Genomic DNA, 24,320 nt, shown 5'->3' on the forward strand with positions numbered 1-24,320 from the left:
CCGTACTGGCAGACCATTCCCGCGGATCTTCCCGCGGCTATACGCGAGATCAAGGCCGCGCTACTGGCCCGCATCTAGGCATCTGGCAGCACAGAAGACGTCTTCGCCGTTGTGGAGAAGCGGAGCGCCGCCCGCGTCACCGCGCTCCAGGCCCAGAAGGCGCGCGGCGAGCAGGTGTGGCCGGTCATCTACTACGCCGACCTGGAAGCCGGGGGAGTGTCAATCTAACGGCGGATCCGACGATCATGGGTGAGACGTCAAGTGACCGATGCCGCCGTGGAGTTGGAGACCGTGGAGCCTGTCGAGAGTGCTCCGCAGGGGCCTGTGCCAGTGTCCGACGAACAGCTGGTCGCGATGCTGGTGGAGCGTGCCCGGTCGGAGGGGCTGCAGCTGACCGGGCAGGGTGGGCTGCAGCAGCTGACAGTGATGATGTAGCCCGCGGCACCGCTTGGAGGTCTGACCGGCAGCTGACCGGCACTTGGGTTGTCCTTGCTTGGAATTGTCGATCTTCCAAGTGGTGTTGCTGCGCGCGGCCGGTCGAGCGTCTGTGACTTCAGGAGCCCGGCCAAAGGTCCCATCACTGTCTTGTCCCTCTGCCTGACCGGCGCGCGTGCCGCCTCTCACGTGTCGTACGGAAGGACAGCAGACACCAGCATGGCAGCAGATGAGATAGCCGTCATCGGCGGGATCGACACCCACACCGACACCCACCAGGCCGCGGTCATCGACACGGTTGGCCGTCACCTGGCCACGGAGCCGTTCCCCACCAGCCCTGCTGGCTACCAGCAGCTACTGGACTGGCTGCGCTCTCACGGCGAGGTCCTGGCCGGCGGCGTCGAGGGGACCGGCGCCTACGGAGCCGAGCTGGCCCGGTTCCTGTCGGCGAACGGCATCACCGTCGTGGAGGTCGACCGGCCGGACCGCAAAGCTCGAAGAGACAACGGCAAGTCCGACCCTGTCGACGCCTACGCCGCAGCAACGGCCGTGCTCTCGGGCCGCGCAAAGGGGACGCCGAAGTCCCGCAACGGCATCGCCGAGGCCATCCGCGCCCTGCGGGTAGCCCGAGCTCAGCCGTCAAGGCCCGCACCCAGACCATCAATCAGATCCGCACCCTGATTGTCACCGCCCCTGCCGAAGTACGCGAGCAGTTCCGGGGATTGCCCGTGGTGGAGCTGATCGACCACCTGGCCCGCTCCCGCCCCGCCGGCGATCTGGCGGAGCCGGCCTGCGCCGTCAGGACAGCTCTGCGGCGTCTCGCCCGCCGTTACCGGGCGCTCAGCCAGGAGATCGCCGATGCGGACGCTGAGCTGAAGCCCCTGGTGATGAGGGCCGCACCGCAGCTGGTCGCCTTGCCGGGTGTCGGTCCCGAAACCGCCGGACAGCTCCTGATCACGGCTGGTGACAACCCCGGGCGGCTGAGGTCCGAGGCGTCCTTCGCGCATCTGTGCGCGGCCGCGCCCATTCCAGCATCCTCCGGCCGTACGAACCGGCACCGGCTCAATCGTGGAGGTGACCGTCAAGCCAACCGGGCCCTACACACGATCGTGATCGTCCGCATGCGACACGATCGCCGGACTCAGGAGTACGTGGCCCGTCGCACCGCCGAAGGCATGTCGAAGAAGGACATCATCCGCTGTCTCAAACGGTTCGTCGCCCGCGAGGTCTACAAACACCTCCCGCACCCGGACATCACAACCGCGCAGCTCCAGCAGGCCGCTTGACGACGTATAGGAGCTTCAGTGAGGGGGCGGCCGCAGGTGGTGCAGGTGCCGTCCCAGCACCGCAGCAGGTCCTGTAACGCGTCGAGGACTTGGTAGAGACTCAGGCTGTCGTGAGGGCTTTTGGGTCGTAGCGCCGCAAGGTGAGGAAGGCTTGTGCGGCGGTGACGAGGGTGACGTGGTGGTGCCAGCCGCGCCAGGTGCGGCCTTCGAAATGGCCCAGGCCCAGGCCGGGTTTGAGTTCGCGGTAGTCGTGCTCGATGCGCCACGCCACCACCGGCCGCTTGTGGTGGGCGTTGAAGGTCTTCCAGCGCTGGTTGAGCCGTTGATTGCCCAGGTGTCCGCGGGCCCGCGCTGCGGCTGGTGCGCGCTGCCAGCGGGCCTGGATCGTGGCACCGGCCCGGTAGCGCTTGCGGTGGTGCCAGGCGGCTTCGACCAGCAGCCTGCGGGCATGGGAGTTGCCGGTCTTGGTGATCGGTCCTTGCGAGCGGGACTGGCCGCTGGAGGACTCACTGGGTACCAGCCGGAGGTAGGCGCCGATGCTTGCTCCGGTGAACCGCTCCCAGTCGCCGATTTCCACGGCCAGGGCGAAGGCGGTGAGCGTGTCGATTCCGCGCAGGCAGCCGAGCCGGGCGACCACCGCAGACCACGGGGAGTCGGTGGCCATCGCGGCGATCCCTTGTCGAGGCGGGCCCGGCGTGCCTCGGCCAGGACCACCGCCTCGTAGGCGCTGTCCTAGGCGGCCTGCAGCGCCAGGTCGTCGAAGCGCTGCGCGCCGAGCCAGGCATGGTGCGCCGGCCTCCACGTGACCCCGCCGCTCCACACGAGCCCGTGGCGCAGCAGGAGTTTGCTCACCCGATGGCGCGCCCGCATCAGGTCCGAGCGCACGTCCTCGCGCGCCCGCACCAGATCCCGGGCGGCTTCTTCGGCCGTCGAGGGCACCCGCACCGCGGTGAACTCGTCCAGGCGCAGCAGCTTCGCCAGGTGCAGAGCATCGCGGGCATCGGTTTTCACCCGCTCACCGGCCGGACGCTGCAGCCTCGAGGGCGCGAGTACCTCGCAGCGTATGCCCGCCACCGCAAGCGCCTGGGCCAGGCCGAACCCGGTCGGCCCGGCTTCGTAGGCCACCGCGGCCGGACCGGGCAGACGGCTGATCCACCCGAGGACGTCAGCATGCTGCGGCGTGAGCCGACAGCGGATCAACTCCCCGCTCACCGTGTCGATCGCGCACGCCACCACGCTGCGGGCATGCACATCCAACCCGACGCTCGTACGCTCAGAAAACACCGGGCCTCCCGCAAATGTAGGCACTAGCGGCCAGGCTGCGCCCGGCCGGCAACCCACGACACCTTGCGAGCGAGGCCCGGGCCCCCGACCGGCACCTACATACCGTCTAGCCCTGCGGGGCGGCCCGTCGCACTGCCAGGTATTCGGACCAGTTCCCGCCGGCGAGGGTGGCCCAGCGTTCGGCTGTCTTGGGGTGGATGCCGAGCAGGTCGGCGATGACCATGGGCGGCAGATCTACCAGGGCGTCCATCATGGCGGTGTTCCGTGCTGCGCGGGCGGGTAGACCGTGGTGTCTCAGGGTGTCGGCGAGGCCGAGGGGGTTGCGCGGGCGTCCAGGGCTGTGACCGGGCAGGAGGTACCTGCACCCGGCCGTGTTGCTGTGCCGGGGGCTTCGCTGGAGCTGGTCGTCAATGAGGCGGGCGAGCTTCGGCGGGAGCACAAAGGGGTGATGGTTGACCGTCAGATAGGTGTGCCCCTGGTCGTGGCTGATGCGGTCCTCGGTGAGTTCGACGATGCGGGTCAGGGGAAGAGCGTAGAGACGGACGAGAGCAGCTGCGACGCGGACATCCAGGGGCAACGCGGTGTCGTTGAGGCAGCGCAGCAGCTCGTTTCGGGCCTCATTTTCCGCTTGGAAGTGGCCGGGGAGTTGCGAGGCTGGGTGCTCGATGCTCAGACCGGGCGGGCAGAGGCGTCGTGCGGTGCTCCAGCGGAGGAAGGGGATGGAACGGGAGCGCAGGGTTGGCCGGTCAATCGCCCAGATGTCCAAGTGTCGCTGTTGGAGCCGGCGCAGGCTCAGGTGCTGGGAGTCGAGCCAGTTCAGGAAGTCGATGGCGGCGAGCACGTTGCCGCAGTCGCCTTTGTGCGCGGCGTAGGTGTAGCGGCCGCGGGCTGAGCGCCGGCGGGCATCGCGGATGATGTGCCACTCGGCGAACGGGCGAATGAGATTGGCCTGCCGTGCTGGGAGTTCGGCCACGGTCCGTGCGACCCAGTTGATGAGCAGGGCGAGATTCTCATCGCGTGCCGGCAGGATGCCGGCGGTCACGAGCAGCCCGCGCACGTAGGCGGTGACAGCCCGTTGCGGCAGCGTGTCGAGGGACTCATGGTTCAGAGCTCCAGGCTCGAGGACCAGGTGTCGCAAGAGGTGGGCGGCGGGGCTTCGGCGCAGCCACTGCAGGACGCGGTAGGGGTTCTCCGCACCGGTCAGCACCGCGGCGAGGGGTTGGAGCGGCTGGGGCACGCCTGCGCCGTCCGCGGCGAGCAGGTCGGTCACGCGGGCGGCCAGGGTGCAGCGGGGACAGCGGCGGCCGGAGTAGAGGTCCGCCGGCTCACCGCAGGCCGAACAGCGCTCGACCGGTTCGTCGGGCAGCGAGCACGCCTTGCACAGGAGGCTTCCCTCGGCCGTCTGACCGGTCAGAATGCGATGCCGAGTGCATGAGGCGCACGGTGCGGGGGTCGACAGGGCTGTTCTGTAGCAGGGACCGCACACCGGCCCTCGCGGCCAGAAGACCTTGACCTTCCCGACTCGGCCGCACAGGGCACATGCGCACTCTTCGCGAGGACGGCACGTGTCGCAGTGGAACGGGCCGCGGCCACCGTTGATGTGGTGGCCTGGGCGGACCCTTTCACAGATGACGCAGGTCTTCTCGTGTCGCTTGTAGCACCGTTCGCAGGTGTCCGGCCTGGTGCCGTCGGCCCGGGCGACGATGGGAACGATCTGTCCGCAGACACCGCACAGGCGGGCAGGGCTGGAGTAGCAGCCTCCGCAGAGCGGCCCGTCGGAGGTCAGCGCGTTGACCCGGCGTAGTCGTCCGCAACGGCAACAGGTCTGCGTGTTCTTGGGAGCACAGGCCTGGCAGAGGCTGGTGCCGTCGGGCAGGCGCCGGTACGAGATCATCATTCGGCGGCAATCGACGCATTCCTCCCTGGCGTCCGGCTCTTTGTTCCTGCACGGATTGCAGATGCCGCCCTCCGGTCGGCGGGCGTAGATGCTGGTCACTTTGCCGCAGCGGGCGCACGGCTTCTTGGAACGTCGGCCGGCGCAGCGTGAACACAGCCGCCCCTCCGGTCCGTTGTTGGTGGGAAGAGGGTCGGTCCGTCCGCAGTCGCCACAGGCCACCAGGGCGACCTTGTCACCGTGCCCGGCGGCGGTCAGCGCGGCCAGCAAACGCACCACACAGGTCGGACAGTCGCTACTGGGCACGCTCAGAGCGTCAGGCCGCTCGGACAGATAGCGCACCAGGCGGAAGGCATTCGCACCACGCCATGCCCGAGCCTCCGCCGCCACGGCCTGCGCCTGTTCGGGGACCAGGGAATCGCCTACCGCTGACCGCAGCAGCGCGATGATCTGTTCCTGGGCGGCGGCGAGTTCGGCGCGTAAGCGGATCTGGTCCGGTGTCAGCGGCCTCACGGCTGACCCGGGCGCCGGATCGTGGTACGCCGCTCCTTGAGCGGCAGTGGCTCGGCTTGTCCATCCGCGGTCTTCTTAACCTGCGCGTTGACCACCTTCGGCTTGATGAGATCGTTCGGCGTGCACCCGAAGATGTCGCACAGCGCGACCAGGGTGTCCATGCTCATCCGCTGGGGCGGCTGCGTCACCAACCGGTAGACCTGCTCACGCGACAAGGTCACTCCGCGTTCCGCCAGGAGCGGCACCAGGTCCGAGGTCTGGAACATCTGGTGCTCGGCCATCGTCGCCCGCAGACACCACTCGTAGCCCATCTTCTTGATCATTTAAGGTCCCAGTCGTCACCCAGCCGACGCTTCAGCGAAGCCTCCAGTAGCTGGTTCCGGTACTCGTCGGAGACACCCATGTAGATGGCCGTCGTAGCGGCGTGGCTGTGACCCACCTGTTCCTGGACAAAGCGGGCAGGGTAGCCGAACTCGGTCAGATGCGTGATGTAGCTATGGCGCAGGCAGTGCAGGTCGAGATCCTCGTCAAGGCCGGCATCCTGGCGCGCCGCCACGAACGCCTCGTTGATCGAGCGGGGAGACATCCGGCCAGCCCGCTCGGTCACCCACAACGCCGGGTGCCGGCCCGGCGAAAGCCGCGGACGAACCTCGCGCACCCACTCGTCAAGCACGTCCACCACCCAGTCCATCTCCGGGACCAGAAGCACGGTCCGCCGCTTCGGCGGTGTCCCCTTGGAGGACTTTCCATACCGGACGGTCATGCTGCCGGCGGTCCCGAACTGCGGCGCCTTCCTATGACGTCGCAGATCCACCAGGTCGACCTTTGAGGACTCAGTCCGCCGGGTGCCGTAGGCGTAGATCGTCTTGAGCGCGGCGGCATCGCGCAGCGCGGTGAGCGTGCCCTTGCGACCCTGCCCGTGAATGCGTCGAGGTCGGGCATCGGCGGCGTCAAACAGGGCCTGGACCTCGTCGTAAGTAAGAGGCCGACGTCGGGGGTCGCCCTCGTACTCCACCGAGTGCAGAACGGAGTTGCCCTCGTGGAAGATTACCTGCGGTGACAGACCGAACCGTTCCTGGCAGGTCTCGACCCACCCATACCGGCGGTCCAGCAGGTACTCCACGAACAGCTCGATCACCACCTCGTACGCCCGAGCCGTAGACAACTGGATCGGCTTGGACCCGCTGCGGAGGTGCACGATGAACGCCTCGCCATCGGCAGGAGTCCACTGCCACGGGTACAACCCAGTGAACTCCTCGAACCGTTGGATCAGGCGCAGCCGAGGCTGGATCGTCGACGCCTGGAGAAACCGCGCGGACTGCTGCCGTGCCCAACCCTCTTTCATTGCAGAGGAAACTGCTGGCTCCGGGTCCAGAAGGACAACGTTCGGGGCCAGGGCAAGACGCACCGAACCGGGTGCCTCAGCGACCATGCCCGCCGTTGTATCAAACGCATCATTGTTGCGTCCAGGTTGAGCGATGCTGGCCAGTTACGTAGGGAACTCCGGGCAGTCCCGCGTCTGGGTCTCTGATCAGTAGCAACGCCCGAGGCGAAGGTCTACGAACTGTTGCAGCTGATGCAATTCATCCTGTATGTCGACTTCAGCCCTCCTCGAAGACCTGCCCGATATCACCATCTGACTGCTTTTCTCGGAAGGACATTTTCATGCCTACCATCGCCATCGTCGGGGCCGGCTCCGGCATGGGCCTCTCGATCGCCAAGGTGTTCGGCCGTAACCGTTTCTCCGTGGCACTCGTGGCGCGCACCCAGGAGAAACTCGACGGACTCGCCGCGGAACTGGGCGAGGCGGGGATCGAGGCGGCCGGATTCGCGGCCGACGTCACGGACCGGGAGTCCCTGGCCTCCGCGTTCACCGGCATCAAGGAGCGGTTCGGCCAGGTCGACGTACTGGAGTACTCGCCCGCGCCGAAGATGAGCCCCGAGGCCATGGTCGCTCCGCTGGACGCGACGGTGGAGAACCTCCAGCCGGAACTGGACTACTACCTCTACGGCGGCCTCACCGCGGCGCGGCAGGTGCTCCCCGAGATGATCGAACGCGGCGTCGGCACCCTCCTGTTCACCACCGGCGGGTCCTCGATGGACGCGCTCGCCGGGCCGCCGGAGTTCGGCAACATCGCCGTCGCCACGGCCGCCCTGCGGGCCTACGTGCTCAAGCTCCACCAGGTGCTCACCGGCTCGGGCGTGTACGCGGCACACGTGCCGATCTTCGCCTGGATCGGCTCCGGTGGCCCGGAAACCCAGGCCGACACCATCGCCGAGCGCTACTGGGACATCTACACCAAGCGCGAGGGCGCCGAGCACCCCTACGACATCCGGTGACCTGACCATGCGCGGTGTGGGGCGCTACGGGCGGCCCTCACCGCGCCTTGCCGGCGGAGCGCCGGGGGTCAGTGTGCGCGGGTGGCGAGGTCGAGGGCCGGCGTGACAACCGTGAAGGCCTCGTCGACCAGTTCGTCCATGTCGACGGTGCCGCCACCGTCCGCCCAGCGACGCAGCGCGGCATTGAACGCGGTCAGCGCGACACCGGCGGCGAGCCTCGGCCGCAGGTCGGCCTCCGGCGAGAGGCCGGTGCGTTCGGCCAGGATCGTCGTCATCTCGTCCTGCCAGTGCGACTGCCGTTCCAGAAACCGGGCCAGTAGGGCCGGGGTGCCGAGGATCAGCCTGGTCACATGCTGCGTCTTCTCCGGATGGCCCGCCATCATCGCCGTGAACACCGACAGCGCGTGACGCAGTGCCACCGCGGGTGACTCGCCAGTGGGCCGGGCGCGCAGTTGCGCGCACAACTGCGTGCCGGCTCCCGCGAGCATGTGCACGATGACGTCTTCCTTGGACTCGAAGTAGCGGGAGAACGTGCGGCGCGACATTCCCACGGCGGCCGCGATCTCGTCGACCGTCGTCTCCTCGAATCCCTTGTTGGCCAGCAACTTGACTGCGGCTTCGGTCAGTTCGTCGCGGACGAGCTGACGTTTGCGCTCGGACATGTTGACCGCGGGGGCTCTGGTCGTATCCATCACCGTATGCTACATCGCGTTAGTTCAGGCTCATGAGGAAAAATTTGACTCACTGAGCCATAAATGACAGCCTGGGAATCATGGCAGGAAGCAAGTGGACCGCTGACAGCATCCCTGACCTGAACGGCCGGACGGTCGTCGTGACCGGCGCCAACAGCGGCCTCGGCCATGCCACCAGCCGAGAGGTCGCCCGGCACGGGGCGCACGTCGTGCTGGCGGTCCGCGACGAGGCCAAGGGGCGTCGAGCCGCCGCGGCGATCAGCGATGTCCAGCCCGGGGCACGCCTGGAAGTGCGGCGTCTGGACCTGGCCGACCTGGACTCCGTCAGGGCATTCGCCGCCGGGATGCACCAGAGCGGGCTCGGCGTGGACGTCCTGGTCAACAACGCCGGTGTGATGGCGCCGCCCCGCACGCTGAACCGGCACGGGCAGGAGGTGCAGTTCGCCGGCAACCATCTGGGCCACTTCGCCCTCACCGGCCTCCTGCTGGACCTGCTGCGCGCGGGCCGCGACCCGCGAGTGGTGACCGTCACCTCGGACCTGCACCACGGCGCCCGGATCCACTTCGACGACCTGACCGGCGCCCGGTGGTACGCGCCGATGCGGTTCTACCGGCAGTCCAAGTTCGCCAACGTCGTGTTCGCCCTGGAGCTTGACCGTCGGCTGCGCGCGGCCGACAGCCCGGTGCGCAGCCTGCTGGCACATCCCGGCTTCTCGGCCACGAACCTGCAGACCAGTGGCCCGACCGGCCTCCTGCGGACCTTCGTCACGCTCGGCCGCGGGCTGCTCGCCCAGGATGCCGCTGCGGGCGCACTGCCCCAGCTGTACGCGGCGACCGCGCCCGCCGTCGAGGGTGGACAGTTCTTCGGTCCCGACGGCTTCCGAGAACTGCGCGGATACCCCACAACGGTCCGTCCGGACCCCGCGGCCGAGGACCCGGAGACCGCGCGGCGACTGTGGCAGCTGTCGGAGGACCTGACCGGCGTGTCCTATGCGACCGCCCTCTCGGCCTGACGCGACCCGGCACAGGATCGCACCCCTCACAACCAGGAAGAGTGGACAAACGATGACGGAAGCGCCGGAGGTGCCGCTGCAGATGCGGCGTAACGGCTTCGACCCGGTCGAGGAACTGGCCCAGGCACGCGACGCCGAGGGCGTGGTGCGGATGATGACGCCGTTCGGCGTGCCCGCGTATCTCGTGCTTCGCTACGAGGATGTGCGCGAGGTCCTGTCGGACCCGACCCGGTTCAGCAGCGCCTTCCGCACGGGCAGTACACCTGGTGGCGGGACCCAGGCGAGCGCGGAGGAACGGGAAGCGATACGGACCGGGAACCTGATCGGGCTCGACCCGCCGGAGCACACGCGGCTGCGCCGGCTGCTGACCCCGGAGTTCACCGTGCGCCGGATGCGCCGGCTTGAGCCACGGATCACCGAGATCGTGGATGCGGCGCTGGACGACATGGAACGGGCGGGCAAGCCGGCCGACTTGGTGGCGAACTTCGCGCTGCCGGTGCCGTCCTTGGTGATCAGTGAGCTGCTGGGGGTGCCCTACGCCGACCGTGTCGAGTTCCAGGACCGCTCCGCCCGTCTGCTGGACATCTCGTTGCCGGAGGAGGAGCGGATCGCGGCCCAGTGGGAGGACCGCGCGTACATGGCGGGCCTGGTCGCCCGTGCCCAGGCCGACCCCGGCGAGGACATGCTGGGGATGCTGGTCCGTGAGCACGGCGACGACCTGACCACCGATGAGCTGATCGGGATCGCGGGCCTGTTGCTGCTGGCCGGACACGAGACGACCTCCAACATGCTGGGTCTGGGCGCCCTGGCCCTGCTGCGGCACCCCGGCCAACTCGCCCTGCTCCGCGACGATCCCGCCCGGGTCGGGCCGGCCGTGGAAGAGATGCTGCGCTGGCTGTCCATCGTGCACTCGCTGCCGCCGCGCACGGCCACCACGGAGGTGGAACTGGCCGGGCACACGATTCCCGCGGGATCGCTCGTGCTTCCGTCGCTTCCCGCCGCCAACCGCGACAGCGCTCTCGTCGGGAAACCCGACACCCTCGACATCACGCGAGGAGCCCCCGGTCATGTCGCGTTCGGCCACGGAGTGCACCACTGCCTCGGGGCTCCGCTGGCCCGCATGGAGATGCGCATCGCGTTCCCGGCGCTGCTGCGGCGCTTTCCCGAGCTCGCCCTGGCCGAGCCGGACGACCAGGTCGAATTCCGCGTCTTCAGCCTCGTGTTCGGAGTGAAGTCGTTGCACGTGACCTGGTGACACCAGAAAGAGAGATCCTGGATGAGCCGGACCTGACGGGAGGTCATCCCGCCGGACGCGGGGATCACCGTACAGCCGAGGCGTTCGGCGCCGTAGTGCGCGTCGAGTCCGCCGGTGAACAGCCCGTAGCCGTACGCCACATGCACCGTGTCGCCCGGACGGCCGCCCGCGGCGCGGATCGAACGGGCCACCATGTCCGACCAGAGGGACAGATCGCCGTCCGTCTACCCGACCGCCGTGGGACGGCCCGTCGTGCCGCAAGGACTCCCGGTAGTAGGGCACCCGCGTGCAGGCGTGCCGCAGGGTGGCCCGCAGCCGCTCCAGCTGCACCGCCCGCAGGCCGGCCGTGTCGAGCCGCTCGCCCTCGTCCAGCAGGTCCCTCGTGTCCGTCATGGGAGCCCTCTCTCGCCCGGCCGCCTCAAACTGGGCGAGGGGGGATTTCCGTCGGGTACGACGGGTTCACCGTCCCGGAGGGCTCAGGGGCTCTCCGCCACCGCGACCTCCCGGGCCCAGCGGTAGTCCGCCTTCCCGCTCGGGGAGCGCCGGATGGTGTCGGCGATCACCAGCTGGCGGGGGATCTTGTAGCCCGCGAGACGGGTCCGGCAGTGGGTCTGGATCTCCTCCAGGGAGGGGTGCGGCGCCCCGGCGCGCACCTGCACCACCGCCGCCACATGGTTGCCCCAGGTCACGTCCGGCACCCCGGCCACCAGGGCGTCGTACACGTCCGGATGGGCCTTCAGCGCCTGCTCGACCTCCTCGGGGTACACCTTCTCGCCGCCGGTGTTGATGCACTGCGAGCCGCGGCCCAGGACGACGACCACGCCGTTGTCGTCGACGGTGGCCATGTCGCCCAGCAGCACCCAGCGTTCGCCGTCCTTCTCGAAGAACGTCTCGGCGGTTTTCACCGGGTCGTTGTAGTAGCCGAGCGGGACGTGGCCGCGCTGCGCCACCCGGCCCACCTCGCCGGGGGCGATCGGTCCGTGCGTCACCGGATCGACCACCTGGGTGCGGGAGTTGACCCGGATGCGGAAGCCGCGCTCGGGGCCGGAGTCCTCGGTCGCGGTGCCGTTGAAGCCGGACTCGGAGGACCCGAAGTTGTTCAGGAGCATCGCGTTCGGCAGGAGCGCCCGGAACTGGGCGCGGACCGTGTCCGACATGATCGCGCCGGAGGAGGACACGCTGAACACCGAGGAGCAGTCGGTGCCCTTCATCGGCCCCTCCAGTGCGTCGATCAGCGGCCGCAGCATGGCGTCCCCGACCAGGGCGATCGCGTTGACCCGCTCCTTGGCGACGGTCCGCAGCACCTCCTCGGGCACGAACTTGCGGTGCAGGACCACCCGCTGGCCGAAGTTGAAGCCGATGAAGGCGGTGAGGGTGGAGGTGCCGTGCATCAGCGGGGGAGTGGGGAAGAAGGTGATCCCCGAGCCGCCCGCCGCGACCCGCTCGGCGAGCTCCTCCGGCGTCTTCACCGGCTCCCCGGTCGGCGCCCCGCCGCCCACTCCCGAGAAGAACAGGTCCTCCTGACGCCACATCACCCCTTTGGGCATGCCCGTGGTGCCGCCGGTGTAGATGATGAACTGGTCGTCGCCCGAGCGGTCCGGGAAGCCGCGCTCCGGTGATCCGGCCGCCTCGGCGTCCGTGAAGGCGGTGACCCCCTCGCCCGCCGGGCCGACGCGGACCAGGTGCCGCAGCGCCGGGGCCTGCGGCAGCGCGGCCGCCACCCGTTGTGTGAACTCCGCGTCGAAGACCAGCCCGACCAGATCGGCGTCCCGGTAGAGATAGACCAACTCATTTTCGACGTAACGGTAGTTGACGTTCACCGGGACGATCCGCGCCTTCAGGCAGCCCAGCACCGTCTGGAGGTACTCGACCCCGTTGTACAGATGCAGGCCCACGTGTTCCCCGGGGCGGATCCCGCTGTCCAGGAGGTGGTGGCCGATCCGGTTGGCCGCCGCGTCCAGCTCCGCGTACGTCAGCCGGCGCTCGGCACCGGTGCCCGGATGGTCGACGTACACGAGCGCCTCGCGGTCCGCCGCCACGTCGACCACCGACTCGAACAGGTCGGCAAGGTTGTACTCCACCGCTCCTCCTGACCCCCGACGCCCGGCTCCTGCACGGTTCGCCGGTCATCAGAGCAAAGGGCGCCACAAGTGGGAAGGGTCCTCGCCAAGAAATCTGACTGAGTGTCAGAAAACTCTTGAAGTGCCTCCACGCCTCCTGCAACCTGTTCTCGTTCTTTCCGAGGGGAGATGTGCGATGGGCGGAACCGAACACCTCACCGTGCGGCGCGAAGGCGCCACACTCGTGCTCACGCTCAACCGGCCGGAAGCCAGGAACGCGCTCTCGATCGGCATGCTCGTCGGTCTGTACGACGGCTGGCTCGAGGCCGACGAGGACGACTCGGTCCGCTCGGTCGTCCTCACCGGGGCGGGCGGCAGCTTCTGCGCCGGCATGGACCTCAAGGCCCTGGCCGGGCAGGGCATGGCGGGGGAACAGCACCGCGACCGGCTCAAGGCCGACCCCGACCTGCACTGGAAGGCCATGCTGCGCCACCACCGGCCGCGCAAACCGGTGATCGCCGCCGTCGAGGGGTACTGCGTGGCGGGCGGCACCGAGATGCTCCAGGGCACCGACATCCGCGTCGCCGGCGAGTCCGCCACGTTCGGCCTCTTCGAGGTCCGACGCGGTCTGTTCCCCATCGGCGGCTCCACCGTCCGCCTGCCACGGCAGATCCCGCGCACCCACGCCCTGGAGATGCTGCTCACGGGCCGGCCGTACACCGCGCGGGAGGCGGCGGACGTCGGCCTGATCGGCCATGTGGTCCCGGACGGCCAAGCCCTCGACAGGGCCCTGGAGATCGCCGAACGCGTCAACGCCTGCGGGCCGCTCGCCGTGGAGGCCGTGAAGGCGTCCGTGTACGAGTCCGCCGAGCTGACGGAGACCGACGGTCTCGCCGCCGAACTCAAGCGCGGCTGGCCGGTGTTCGACACCGCCGACGCCAAGGAAGGCGCCCGCGCCTTCGCGGAGAAGCGACCGCCCGTCTACAAGCGCGCCTGAGGAGCCCCCGTGCCCGAAGTCCTCCAAGCCCCCCTCGTCGTCGAGTTCCCCTTCACCCGCTCCCTGGGGCCCGTGCAGAGCGCCTTCCTGACCGGGCTGCGCGAACGGGTCGTCCTCGGGGTCGCCACCACCGACGGGCGCACCCTCGTGCCCCCCGTCGAGTACGACCCCGTCACCGCCGACGAACTCCGGGACCTCGTCGAGGTCGCACCCACCGGTACCGTCACCACCTGGGCCTTCAACCACGAGCCGCGCCGCGGACAGCCCCTCGCCACCCCGTTCGCCTGGGTCCTGGTCCGGCTCGACGGCGCCGACACCGCCCTGCTGCACGCCCTCGACGTCCCCGGCCCCGACGCGGTCCGCACCGGCATGCGGGTGCGGATCCGCTGGGCGGAGGAGCGCACCGGCGCCATCACCGACATCGCCTGCTTCGAGCCGTACGACGGGGAACCGGTCCCCCCGGGCGGCGCCGACGGCACGTTCGAGGACCGGGTCACCGGGATCGTCGCCCCCGCCCGCCTCGACTACACCTACTCGCCCGGCCGGGCCCAGTCCGCCTACATCGCCGCCCTCTCCGGCCGGCGGATTGTCGGCGAGCGCTGCCCCTCCTGCCGCAAGGTCTACGTTCCCCCGCGCGGCGCCTGTCCCACCTGCGGCGTCGCCACCGCCGAACAGGTCGAGGTCGGCCCGGCCGGCACCGTCACCACGTTCTGCATCGTCAACATCAAGGCCAAGAACCTCGACATCGAGGTCCCCTACGTCTACGCCCACATCGCCCTCGACGGCGCCGACCTCGCACTGCACGGGCGCATCGGCGGCATCCCGTACGACCAGGTGCGGATGGGACTGCGGGTGGAACCGGTGTGGACGGACGGCGGCCGCTACCCGGACCACTACCGGCCCACCGGCGAACCCGACGCGGACTACGAGACGTACAAGGAGCTGCTGTGACCCGGGACATCGCCGTCGTGGCCTTCGGGCAGAGCGACACCCTGCGCAGCACCGCCGAGCACTCCGAGGTGGAGATGCTCATGCCGGTCCTGCACGACGTGCTGGAGCGCACCGGACTGAAGACCGCCGACATCGGCTTCACCTGCTCCGGCTCCAGCGACTACCTCGCGGGCCGCGCCTTCTCCTTCACCCTCGCCCTCGACGGCGTCGGCGCCTGGCCGCCGATCTCCGAGTCCCACGTGGAGATGGACGGCGCCTGGGCGCTGTACGAGGCGTGGACCAAGCTGCTGACCGGGGACGCCGACACCGCGCTGGTGTACTCCTACGGCAAGTCCTCGCCCGGACCGGTGCGGGACGTCCTCACCCGGCAGCTCGACCCCTACTACCTCGCCCCGCTGTGGCCCGACTCCGTCGCCCTCGCCGCCCTCCAGGCGCAGGCGCTGATCGACGCGGGCGACACCGACGAGCCCGCCCTCGCCGGGATCGCCGCCCGCAGCCGTGCCACCGGCAACCCGCACGCCCAGCTGCGGGGCCCGGTCCCGCACGGCGACTACCTCGTCCGGCCCCTGCGCACCGGCGACTGTCCGCCGATCGGCGACGGCGCCGCCGCCGTGGTCCTCGCCGCCGGCGAACGCGCCCGTGAGCTGTGCGAACGCCCCGCCTGGATCCGCGGCATCGACCATCGCATCGAGGCCCACGCGCTCGGTGTGCGCGACCTGACCGACTCGCCCTCCACCCGGCTGGCCGCCGAGAAGGCCGGCGCCTTCGCACGGCCCGTCGACACCGCCGAACTGCACGCGCCCTTCACCTCGCAGGAGGTCGTCCTGCGCAAGGCGCTCCGGCTCGGCGACGACGTCCGCGTCAACCCGTCCGGGGGAGCCCTCGCCGCCAACCCGATCATGGCCGCCGGCCTCGTCCGCATCGGCGAGGCCGCCGCCGCCGTCCACCGGGGCGAGTCCGACCGGGCCCTCGCCCACGCCACCTCCGGCCCGTGTCTGCAACAGAACCTGGTCGCCGTACTCGAAGGGGATCCGCGATGAGCAAGGAACCCGTGGCCGTCGTCGGCGTCGGCCAGACCAAGCACGTGGCGGCCCGCCGGGACGTCTCCATCGCCGGACTGGTCCGTGAGGCCGCCCGGCGCGCCCTCGACGACGCCGAGCTGACCTGGGCGGACATCGACGCCGTGGTCATCGGCAAGGCGCCCGACTTCTTCGAGGGCGTGATGATGCCCGAGCTGTACCTCGCCGACGCGCTCGGCGCGGTGGGCAAACCCATGCTGCGGGTGCACACCGCGGGCAGCGTCGGCGGCTCCACGGCACTGGTCGCCGCGGGCCTGGTCGCGGCCCGGGTCCACGGCACGGTCCTCACCCTCGCCTTCGAGAAACAGTCCGAGTCCAACGCCATGTGGGGCCTGTCCCTGCCGATCCCCTTCCAGCAGCCCCTGCTGGCCGGGGCCGGCGGCTTCTTCGCCCCGCACGTCCGCGCCTACATGCGGCGCAGCGGCGCGCCCGACACGGTCGGCTCGCTGGTGGCGTACAAGGACCGGCGCAACGCGCTGAAGAACCCGTACGCGCATCTGCACGAGCACGACATCACCCTGGAGAAGGTCCAGGCCTCGCCGATGCTGTGGGACCCGATCCGCTACTCCGAGACCTGCCCCTCCTCCGACGGCGCCTGCGCGATGGTCCTCACCGACCGTGCGGGCGCGGCCCGTTCGCCCCGGCCGCCGGCGTGGATGCTGGGCGGCGCGATGCGCAGCGAACCGACCCTCTTCGCGGGCAAGGACGCCGTCTCCCCGCGGGCGGGCAGGGACTGCGCGGCCGACGTCTACCGACAGGCCGGCATCGGTGACCCGCGCCGGGACATCGACGCCGTCGAGATGTACGTGCCGTTCTCCTGGTACGAGCCGATGTGGCTGGAGAACCTCGGCTTCGCCGCCGAGGGCGAGGGCTGGAAGCTCACCGAGTCCGGGGTCACCGAACTCGACGGCGACCTGCCCGTCAACATGTCGGGCGGGGTCCTGTCCACCAACCCGATCGGCGCCTCCGGCATGATCCGCTTCGCGGAGGCCGCGCTCCAGGTGCGCGGCCAGGCCGGGGAACACCAACTGGAGCGGGCCCGCAAGGTGCTCGGACACGCCTACGGCGGCGGTTCCCAGTTCTTCTCGATGTGGCTCGTGGGAGCGCGGCCACCGGAGTCCTGAAAGGCACCCGCCACGGGCTCTGTCGGCACCCGGGACCGATCGCTAGGCTGGCCCGCGGACGACGAACCGGGAGGAGCACGGACGTGGCCGAGAGCACCATCCAGCAGCCGCCGCTCAAGGGCTGGGACAAGCCTGAGCTGGACCTCAGCAACGCCGAGTGGCAGTCCAGCAGCCGGGGGCGGGGGGATGTCCAGATCGCCTTCGTCGAGGGGTTCATCGCGATGCGCAACAGCGACCGTCCCGAGAGTCCCTCCCTGATCTTCACGCCCGCGGAGTGGGGCGCGTTCGTCTCGGGCGCCCGGGAGGGGGAGTTCGACCTGACCTGATCGGGGGCGTTCGGTCCGTTTTTCCGGACACGCGACCCGATACGTCCCGCCGGGGCCCCGGCTGAGCGAGGCTGGCCCCAGCAGGACGAAGGTCGTCCTCCGGAGGTGAGGACCATGAGCACCCTGCCGGTCGTCGCGGCGGTCGACGGCTCCGACGACAGCCTGCGCGCCCTCGACTGGGCCGCCGACGCCGCCCGCCGCCGGGGGGCGCCCCTGCGCGTGGCGCACGTCCGGCACCACTCCGCCTGGACGCCGCCCGGCGCCCATGTTCCCGCGCCCCCGCCCCCGGAGGGCGACCCCGTCCTCGCCGACGCCCGGGCCCGCCTCGCGGGGGAGGGTGCGTCCGGGGCCGCGGACGTGGAGTACGCCGGCCTCGACGGCGCGCCCGGCGCCCTGCTGCCCGCGCTCGGTGCGGAGGCCGGGCTGCTGGTGCTCGGCTCCCGCGGCCGCGGCGGCTTCGCCAGCCTGCTGCTCGGCTCCAACGGACTGAGCGCGGCCCGGGACGCCGAATGCCCCGTCGTGATCGTGCCCCGGCCGGACCGCACGGTTGACCTCACCCTGCCCGTGGAGCCCGGCCCCCGCGTGGTGGTCGGCCTCAAGACCGACGGGCCCGACGACGCGGCCCTCGCCCTCGCCTTCACCGAGGCGGCCCTGCGCGAGGCACGCGTGCACGTGGTGGCCGCCTACCCGTGGCCGATCCAGAGCTGGCTCGCCCCCGGCGACCTGCCCGTCACGGTCTACGACCAGGACGCCATCGAGCACGAGACCCGCACCCTCGCCGACGGCTTCCTCGCCCCGCACCGCGCCCGGCACCCCGGCGTACGGGTGGACACCGCCCCCACCCCCGGCGACGCGGCCGGACTCCTCGTCGCCGCCTCCCGGGACGCCGAACTGGTCGTGGTCGGCCGCCACCGCCGCCGACTGCTCGCCCCGGCCCGCATGCTCGGCTCCGTCACCCAGGCGGTCCTCCTGCACGCGGCAAGCCCGATCGCCGTGGTGCCACCGGCCCCGACCGAGGAATGACCACGGGCGCGCGGGGCGGTCCGGACCGCCGACGTGCCCCTGTGGCCTGCCGCACCCGTGGCCTGAGCGGCCGGCCTGCGACACCCCGCTCGTCCCGACGCCCCCTCCCGACGGGCGGCACGGCTTGGGGTGGTGGGCGGCTGTGGTGGGTGGCTGGTGGCGGCCGTCCGCCGCGGCGCCCGTGCTGTTCCGCCGGTGGTCTGGCGTGTTCCGCCGGTGGTCTGGCGCGGCGTCGTGGGCTCCGCTCGGGCCGGGCCGGGCGGACTCGGGGCGGCCGGCCCGTCCCGCGGCCGGGGAGTCGCGCTCAGCTCGCGCCGCCCATGGTTGTTCCGTCGCCTGTCGTACGCCCCCCGCTGCGTCCGCTACCTACAACCGGGCGCGGGTGGTCCGGCACGCGAACGCCACAAGAAGATCGCGAACTGATAACCAACGGGACGCTGTCCGGCCCCGAGGCCGCGGGGAACTGCGCGATCAGCCCCAAACCACCCGCCCACGGAACCCGGCCGGCACCGACGGGGCCGTACGATGGCGGCATGTCGTTCCTCCGCCGCCGCAGCGCCACCCCCGCCGGCCCCGATTTCGACGTGCTGGCCATGGACCCGGGCGACTGGCCCGGCAACCTCGGTGCCGGCCTGCTGCCCGCCCCCGACGGCAGCTGCCAGGGCGTCTTCCTGCGTTACGACCTGTTCGGCGGCCGTGGCCCCGCGATGATCATCGGCAACCTCCCCGAGGGCTCCCCGGCCCGCGAGGTCGCCGACGGCGAGGTTCCCTTCGAGGTCGCCCAGCTGCTCCTCGCGCTGGAGAACGACGAGGAGGTGACCGTCGTCGGCACGGAGGACATGCCGGTGATGCAGGGCGACAACCTGCTCATCGTGCGGCGGCTCAAGCTCTCCGAGGGCCGGATCTCCTGCGTCCAGTTCGACCGCAGCGACAACGTCCTGGTGACGATCGCCGCCTGGGACCGACCCATCACCGACGACCTGTACGCCCTGCTGAAGCCGCTCCCGGCGGAGCTGTTCCAGCAGGGCTGAGGCGTCAGGACGCCGGCACGACCGTCACGTCCGCCGCGCGGACGAACGCCACCCGGTGGCCGTACTGGATCTCGTAGTACCGGTCCTTGCCCTCGATCACCCGGTGCGTACTGGGGTCGAAGGAGCCCGCGTAGAGGTACTCGCCCGGCACCTTGTCCCCGGCCACGTACCGCTGGCCCTTCGGCAGGGTGTACGGCAGCGCCGAGACCGGCTGCACCGGGACCCCCGCCGGATAGGCCGAGGCCTCCGGGTAGGCGCGCCCGTACACCGGAACACTGTCCAGGCCCGACCTGGGTGTGATCAGCACCCCCTGGGAGGGCACCGCCGTCGGCTTGGACTGCGGGTTCCTGAACCAGGCCTTGCGGCCCAGGTACCAGACGGCGGTCCAGTCGCCCCAGGTGTCCGCGACCGCGAACTGCTGGCCGGTGGAGACCCGTGAGGACAGGTCGTTCACCCCGGTGGTCGGGGTGCCCAGACCGGGGTCGGTGATCAGCGCCGACTTCTCGTCGTGGTCGGCGTACAGCCGCACCGCGCTGGAGCCGTGCGCCGCGCACGCCTTGCCCTTGCCGCCGCAGTCCAGGTACGCGGGCCGGTTGGTCGCGTAGTCCGGCCGGATCGTCACCACCGGGCTGCCCGCGGGCGCCGTGGGCTCCAGCGGCCGGCCCAGCAGCTCGAAGTAGTGCCGCCAGTCCCAGTACGGGCCCGGGTCGGTGTGCATGCCGCCCACGTTCGCCGCGGTCGGACCGGGCACGGTGTCATGGCCGAGGATGTGCTGGCGGTCCAGCGGAATGCCGTAGCGCGCCGCGAGGAACGCCACCAGCCGCGCCGACGACTTGTACATCGCCTCCGTGTACCAGGAGTCCGGCTGGGCGAGGAAGCCCTCGTGCTCCAGGCCGATCGAGTTCGCGTTGACGTACCAGTTGCCCGCGTGCCAGGCCACGTCCTTCACCCGTACGTGCTGGGCGATATGACCGTCGGTGGAGCGCAGCGAGTAGTGCCAGGACACGTAGGTGGGGTCCTGGACCAGGTTGATGACCCCCTCCCAGCCGCCCTCGGTGTCATGGATGACGATGTACCGGATCGGTGAGGACGCGGGCCGGTCGGCCTCGTCGTGGTTGCCGTAGTCGTCGGTGCCGAACGCCTCGTACGGTGCCGGGATCCGTTCGCACGACACCCCCGGCGGGCACTCCGTGCCCTCGGCCGAGCCCTGGCGCAGACCGGCCCGGTCGAGCTGGGTGATGCGGGGGTCCAGGTTCGGCTGGGCGGTCAGCGCGACGAGGTCACCGCTGTCGGTGACGCGCCGCTCGCCGGTGCGCATCACCTCGTACACGTCGTTGGCGTACGCGGCGGCGGTCTCGCTGTCGTCCGCGCCCGAGAACCGGGCCACCGCGCCGTACCAGTCCGCGGGGTCCTCGCTCAGCGGTTCGCCCAGGTACTCCTGGGCGTCCGCGAGCAGTGCGGCGCCCCCCGCCACATTGGCCGCCGGGTCCTTGCGCAGCTTCGCCGCGCTCAGCCCGGTCAGCTTCGCGGCCCGGGGCAGGGTGCGCAGCCGGGCCGGGATCTCGTCGCCCTCGGGGAGCCGCACCTGTGGATGCCGGGCCCGGCGGGCGCCGTCGCCCCGGGCGTCCTCCGTGGCCTCGCTGTGGTGCGGGGTGCCGGCCAGCGCGGTACGGGCGTCCGTGAGGTGCATCGGGCCGTAGCCGCCGGTCACGCTGGGGGCCCCTGCGTGGGTGTCCCAGCGGGACTGGAGGTAGGAGACGCCCAGCAGCACGCTCTGCGGCACGTGGTACCGGGCGGCCGCCGAGATGAAGGCCTGCTGGAGACCGGACGGCCCGGTCCCGGCGGCCGACGGTGCCGCGCCGAGCAGGGGCAGCAGCAGAGCCGCCGAGGCGAGGGCCCCGGCGGCTCTTCGGGCGTGGACGGATGGTCGGGCCTGGACGGATGGTCGGGGGTGGGTGACGGGTCCTGGCAAAGCGGCCTCCTCGATCTGCCGATAGCCCGTCAATCATGACCGCATAAGGGACATTTGACGCGGTAGCCACGCGCGGTCGGCGACGCACGAAGGGCCGCGGTGCGTCGCCTTCCGGCGCATCGCGGCCCTTCGGTCTCCGTCCCCTCAGCGCGTGCCGACCGCCGCGCGCACGGCCCGGCGGGCCAGCTGGCAGTCGTCGTGCAGCCGCCGCAGCAGCAGCCGCTGTTCCTCGCCGGACGGCACGGCACCCGCGGGGGCCGCCCCCGCGGCCGTCGGGGCCGGGTCCTGCATCGAACGCTGCACGGCCGTCTCGTAGGTGCGGATCTCCCGGGTCAGCACCAGCATCAGGTTCACCAGGAAGGCGTCCCGGGAGGCCGGCCCCGCCGACTGGGCGATCTGGCTGATCTGACGGCGCGCCACCGGCGCGTCACCGAGGACCGACCACAGCGTCGCCAGGTCGTAGCCCGGCAGGTACCAGCCCGCGTGCTCCCAGTCCACCAGCACTGGACCGGCCGGTGAGACGAGGATGTTCGACAGGAGGGCGTCGCCGTGGCAGAACTGGCCCATGCCCTGCCGGCCCGCGGAGGCCGCGATGCCGTGCAGCAGCTTCTGCAGGTCGCCCAGGTCCCGGTCGGTGAGCAGCCCCAGCTCGTGGTAGCGGGAGATCCGGGCCGCGTAGTCCAGGGGCGCGTCGAAGGTGCCGGCCGGCGGCCGCCAGGCGTTCAGCCGGCAGATCGCGCCGAGTGCCGCTCTGATGTCCGCCCGCGGCGGAGCCTCGGCGGGGTGCCGCTGGAGGGCCGCCACCCGCCCCGGCATCCGCTCGATCACCAGGGTGCAGTTGTCCGGGTCCGCCGCGATCAGTCTCGGCACCCGCACCGGGGGGCGCTGCCGGACGAACGTGCGGTACGCCGCTATTTCGTGCCGGATCCGATCGGCCCAGACGGGCGAGTGGTCCAGTAAGCACTTCGCGACGGCCGTACTGCGGCCGGTCGTGCCGACCAGCAGCACCGAGCGTCCGCTGCGGCGCAGCACCTGCACCGGGGCGAACTCCGGACAGATCCGGTGCACCGAGGCGATCGCGGTGCGCAGTTGGGCGCCCTGCGGGCCGGACAGGTCGAGCCTGCCGCTGAGCGGCTGGGTGCCGAGCCCCGCGGGACGACGGACGCCGCCCGCGCCGAGCGCTGGGGCAACCGTCCGGGCGGGGGCGAGATAGGGGCCACCACCGCCCGGGCGGGGGTGCAGCGGCCGGGGCGGGGCGGACACGGAGGACGATGCTGCGTACATGGGCGGAACAGATCCCTTCGTGTGCCTGCGGGTCAAAGCGCTGCCCCGACCGACCACCCGGGTGCACCCTGGGGAATGTCCCTCGGCGACCGGGTCGGGGTGGCGCGTTCCTACCTGACACCCGTCGCCCAGTGGCACACCATCTGGCGGACCCTGGCGAACCCTGGCGAATAGTCGCTCGGCAACTTTCACCGGGCTACTGTCAACTCAGCCGAGAACCTGGGGGCTTACGTGAGCGGACAACCCAACACCCGCCTGGCGGACCTGTTCGGCCTGGCCGGCTGGTCCAAGGGTGAACTCGCGAGGCTGGTCAACCGGCAGGCGGCGGCCATGGGCCACCCCCAGCTGTCGACCGACACCTCCCGGGTGCGGCGGTGGATCGACATGGGAGAGATCCCGCGCGATCCGGTCCCGCGGGTGCTGGCGGCCCTGTTCACCGAGCGTCTCGGCCGTGTCGTGACCATTGAGGACCTCGGTCTGGTCCGGCACGGGCGTACGGGGAAACGGCCGGGCGGCGGGAGCGCAGAACATCCCGACGGCTTGCCGTGGGCGCCCGAACGGACTGCCGCGGTCCTCACCGAATTCACGGGAATGGACCTCATGCTCAACCGACGCGGCTTGGTGGGCGCGGGTGCCGCGCTCGCCGCGGGATCAGCACTCAGCAGCGCCATGTACGAATGGCTGCACACCGACCCCACCCTCTCCGCCGACGCTCCCGTCCTCGACAACCCCCTCCTCCCGCATGCCGACCCCGCTGGGTTCGACCGCTACGAGGCCGCCCCCATCGGGACGGAGGAGATCGAGGAACTGGAGCGCTCGGTCGAGGTGTTCCGAGCCTGGGACGCGGCCCGCGGAGGCGGGCTGCAACGCAAGGCCGTCGTGGGACAGCTCAACGAGGTGGGCGGCATGCTCGCCTACCACCATCCTGCCCATCTCCAGCGGCGCCTGTGGGGCGTCGCCGCCAACCTCGCCGTCCTCGCCGGCTGGATGTCGCACGACGTCGGCCTCGAACCCACCGCCCAGAAGTACTTCGTCATCGCCGCCCATGCCGCACGGGAGGGCGGCGACCGGCCGCGGGCGGGGGAGGCGCTCTCCCGCGCGGCCCGCCAGATGGTCCATCTCGGCCGGCCCGACGAGGCCCTGGACCTGATGAAGCTGGCCCAGTCGGGCTCCGGCAGCCAGGTGCTGCCCCGGACCCGGGCGATGTTCCACACCATCGAGGCCTGGGCGCAGGCGGCGATGGGCAAGGGCCAGGCCATGCGCCGCACCCTGGGCCAGGCGGAGGACCTCTTCGTCTCCGACCGGGCCGACGTCGAACCGCCGTCCTGGATGCAGACCTTCAGGGACGAGGATCTGTACGGCATGCAGGCCCTGGCCTACCGCACCCTGGCCGAGTTCGAGCCGCAGGCGGCCGTCCACGCCCAGTACTACGCGGAGAAGGCCCTGGCGCTCCGGGTCGACGGACGGGAGCGGTCGAAGATCTTCGACCATCTGTCCATGGCCTCGGCCTGCTTCATCGCCGACGACCCGGAACAGGCGGACCGCTACGCACGGCTGGCCCTGGTGTCGATGGGCTCGAACTCCTCCCGCCGTACCTGGGACCGGCTGCGCGAGATGTACCGGCTCACCGCGGAGTACGCCGGCTACCCGAGCATCAGCGAGCTGCGGGAGCAGATCAGGCAGGCGCTGCCCAGGCCGAGGGGAGGTCGGGGCGGCAACACCGCCCAGGCGTGAGGACGTCGTCGGTGAGCATTGATGACC

At 70.9% G+C, this 24,320-nt stretch carries 19 protein-coding genes and 4 pseudogenes; 12 read left to right on the forward strand and 11 right to left on the reverse strand.

All coding sequences use genetic code 11. The features are described 5' to 3' along the window. Positions 1-654 precede the first annotated feature (654 nt). Positions 655-1,721 (forward strand): annotated as a pseudogene (locus U5640_RS42105) (IS110 family transposase). A gap of 100 nt (positions 1,722-1,821) precedes the next feature. Here U5640_RS42105 and U5640_RS42110 read toward each other — a convergent pair. The 6 genes and pseudogenes from U5640_RS42110 to U5640_RS42135 form a co-directional block, all read right to left on the reverse strand. Next, positions 1,822-1,986, reverse strand: a pseudogene (locus U5640_RS42110) (IS701 family transposase); the annotation flags it as partial. Between the two features lie 192 nt (positions 1,987-2,178). Beyond that, positions 2,179-2,385 (reverse strand): annotated as a pseudogene (locus U5640_RS42115) (transposase); the annotation flags it as partial. 68 nt (positions 2,386-2,453) lie between these two features. After that, entirely contained in the window at positions 2,454-2,972 is a 519-nt protein-coding gene (locus tag U5640_RS42120) for a transposase (RefSeq protein WP_340385659.1), read from the reverse strand. A 139-nt stretch (positions 2,973-3,111) separates the two neighbouring features. Then, positions 3,112-5,412 carry an XRE family transcriptional regulator gene (locus tag U5640_RS42125; RefSeq protein WP_340384485.1) on the reverse strand — a complete coding sequence of 767 codons (2,301 nt, stop codon included), beginning with the start codon at positions 5,410-5,412 and terminating at the stop codon, positions 3,112-3,114. Further along, complete coding sequence (locus U5640_RS42130) at positions 5,409-5,735, reverse strand: helix-turn-helix transcriptional regulator (protein WP_326763422.1); 327 nt, start codon at positions 5,733-5,735, stop codon at positions 5,409-5,411. The genes U5640_RS42125 and U5640_RS42130 overlap by 4 nt, the downstream gene beginning before the upstream one ends. Continuing rightward, positions 5,732-6,844 carry a tyrosine-type recombinase/integrase gene (locus tag U5640_RS42135; protein ID WP_340384486.1) on the reverse strand — a complete coding sequence of 371 codons (1,113 nt, stop codon included), beginning with the start codon at positions 6,842-6,844 and terminating at the stop codon, positions 5,732-5,734. The genes U5640_RS42130 and U5640_RS42135 overlap by 4 nt, the downstream gene beginning before the upstream one ends. A gap of 233 nt (positions 6,845-7,077) precedes the next feature. On the opposite strand from U5640_RS42135, the gene U5640_RS42140 reads away from it, so the two are divergent. Next, positions 7,078-7,752, forward strand: coding sequence for an SDR family NAD(P)-dependent oxidoreductase (locus tag U5640_RS42140; protein ID WP_340384487.1), 675 nt, complete (start codon positions 7,078-7,080; stop codon positions 7,750-7,752). Positions 7,753-7,820: 68 nt separating this feature from the next. On the opposite strand, the gene U5640_RS42145 is transcribed toward U5640_RS42140, so the two are convergent. Further along, entirely contained in the window at positions 7,821-8,444 is a 624-nt protein-coding gene (locus U5640_RS42145) for a TetR family transcriptional regulator (RefSeq protein ID WP_340384488.1), read from the reverse strand. A gap of 80 nt (positions 8,445-8,524) precedes the next feature. Here U5640_RS42145 and U5640_RS42150 point away from each other — a divergent pair, with 80 nt between their 5' ends. Both U5640_RS42150 and U5640_RS42155 read left to right on the forward strand, forming a co-directional pair. Further along, on the forward strand, positions 8,525-9,457 hold the full coding sequence (locus U5640_RS42150; RefSeq protein ID WP_340384489.1) for an oxidoreductase: 933 nt from the start codon (positions 8,525-8,527) through the stop codon (positions 9,455-9,457). A gap of 52 nt (positions 9,458-9,509) precedes the next feature. After that, a complete protein-coding gene (locus U5640_RS42155; RefSeq protein ID WP_340384490.1) occupies positions 9,510-10,712 on the forward strand; it encodes a cytochrome P450 in 1,203 nt (400 codons plus the stop codon). Positions 10,713-10,723: 11 nt separating this feature from the next. On the opposite strand, the pseudogene U5640_RS42160 reads toward U5640_RS42155, so the two are convergent. Both U5640_RS42160 and U5640_RS42165 read right to left on the reverse strand, forming a co-directional pair. After that, positions 10,724-11,105: pseudogene (locus tag U5640_RS42160) on the reverse strand (phenylacetate--CoA ligase); the annotation flags it as partial. 83 nt (positions 11,106-11,188) lie between these two features. Continuing rightward, positions 11,189-12,793, reverse strand: coding sequence for an acyl-CoA synthetase (locus tag U5640_RS42165; RefSeq protein WP_340384491.1), 1,605 nt, complete (start codon positions 12,791-12,793; stop codon positions 11,189-11,191). 175 nt (positions 12,794-12,968) lie between these two features. Between U5640_RS42165 and U5640_RS42170 the strand changes: the two genes are divergently transcribed. The 7 genes from U5640_RS42170 to U5640_RS42200 all read left to right on the forward strand — a co-directional run bounded on the left by U5640_RS42170 (position 12,969) and on the right by U5640_RS42200 (position 19,303). Then, a complete protein-coding gene (locus tag U5640_RS42170; RefSeq protein ID WP_340384492.1) occupies positions 12,969-13,769 on the forward strand; it encodes a crotonase/enoyl-CoA hydratase family protein in 801 nt (266 codons plus the stop codon). A 9-nt stretch (positions 13,770-13,778) separates the two neighbouring features. Next, the gene (locus tag U5640_RS42175; protein WP_340384493.1) at positions 13,779-14,720 is read left to right on the forward strand and encodes an OB-fold domain-containing protein; all 942 of its coding nucleotides are present in this window, start codon (positions 13,779-13,781) and stop codon (positions 14,718-14,720) included. Next, complete coding sequence (locus U5640_RS42180; RefSeq protein ID WP_340384494.1) at positions 14,717-15,760, forward strand: thiolase domain-containing protein; 1,044 nt, start codon at positions 14,717-14,719, stop codon at positions 15,758-15,760. Before U5640_RS42175 ends, U5640_RS42180 begins: the two co-directional genes overlap by 4 nt. Next, positions 15,757-16,923, forward strand: coding sequence for a thiolase domain-containing protein (locus U5640_RS42185; protein WP_067257955.1), 1,167 nt, complete (start codon positions 15,757-15,759; stop codon positions 16,921-16,923). Before U5640_RS42180 ends, U5640_RS42185 begins: the two co-directional genes overlap by 4 nt. A gap of 83 nt (positions 16,924-17,006) precedes the next feature. Beyond that, positions 17,007-17,249, forward strand: coding sequence for a DUF397 domain-containing protein (locus tag U5640_RS42190; protein WP_067257958.1), 243 nt, complete (start codon positions 17,007-17,009; stop codon positions 17,247-17,249). A 114-nt stretch (positions 17,250-17,363) separates the two neighbouring features. Further along, complete coding sequence (locus tag U5640_RS42195) at positions 17,364-18,272, forward strand: universal stress protein (protein ID WP_340384495.1); 909 nt, start codon at positions 17,364-17,366, stop codon at positions 18,270-18,272. A 533-nt stretch (positions 18,273-18,805) separates the two neighbouring features. After that, entirely contained in the window at positions 18,806-19,303 is a 498-nt protein-coding gene (locus tag U5640_RS42200; RefSeq protein ID WP_067257963.1) for a hypothetical protein, read from the forward strand. Positions 19,304-19,307: 4 nt separating this feature from the next. Here U5640_RS42200 and U5640_RS42205 read toward each other — a convergent pair whose 3' ends face one another. Together U5640_RS42205 and U5640_RS42210 are read right to left on the reverse strand one after the other, a co-directional pair. Further along, the gene (locus tag U5640_RS42205; protein WP_340384496.1) at positions 19,308-21,275 is read right to left on the reverse strand and encodes a peptidoglycan recognition family protein; all 1,968 of its coding nucleotides are present in this window, start codon (positions 21,273-21,275) and stop codon (positions 19,308-19,310) included. Positions 21,276-21,419: 144 nt separating this feature from the next. After that, positions 21,420-22,559: an aminoglycoside phosphotransferase family protein gene (locus U5640_RS42210; protein WP_340384497.1), complete on the reverse strand. Its 1,140-nt coding sequence runs from the start codon at positions 22,557-22,559 to the stop codon at positions 21,420-21,422. Between the two features lie 231 nt (positions 22,560-22,790). On the opposite strand from U5640_RS42210, the gene U5640_RS42215 reads away from it, so the two are divergent. Continuing rightward, positions 22,791-24,293, forward strand: coding sequence for a hypothetical protein (locus U5640_RS42215; protein WP_340384498.1), 1,503 nt, complete (start codon positions 22,791-22,793; stop codon positions 24,291-24,293). The last annotated feature ends 27 nt before the right edge of the window (positions 24,294-24,320 follow it).

This window comes from Streptomyces sp. SS7 (assembly GCF_037993025.1).
GTDB lineage: Bacteria > Actinomycetota > Actinomycetes > Streptomycetales > Streptomycetaceae > Streptomyces.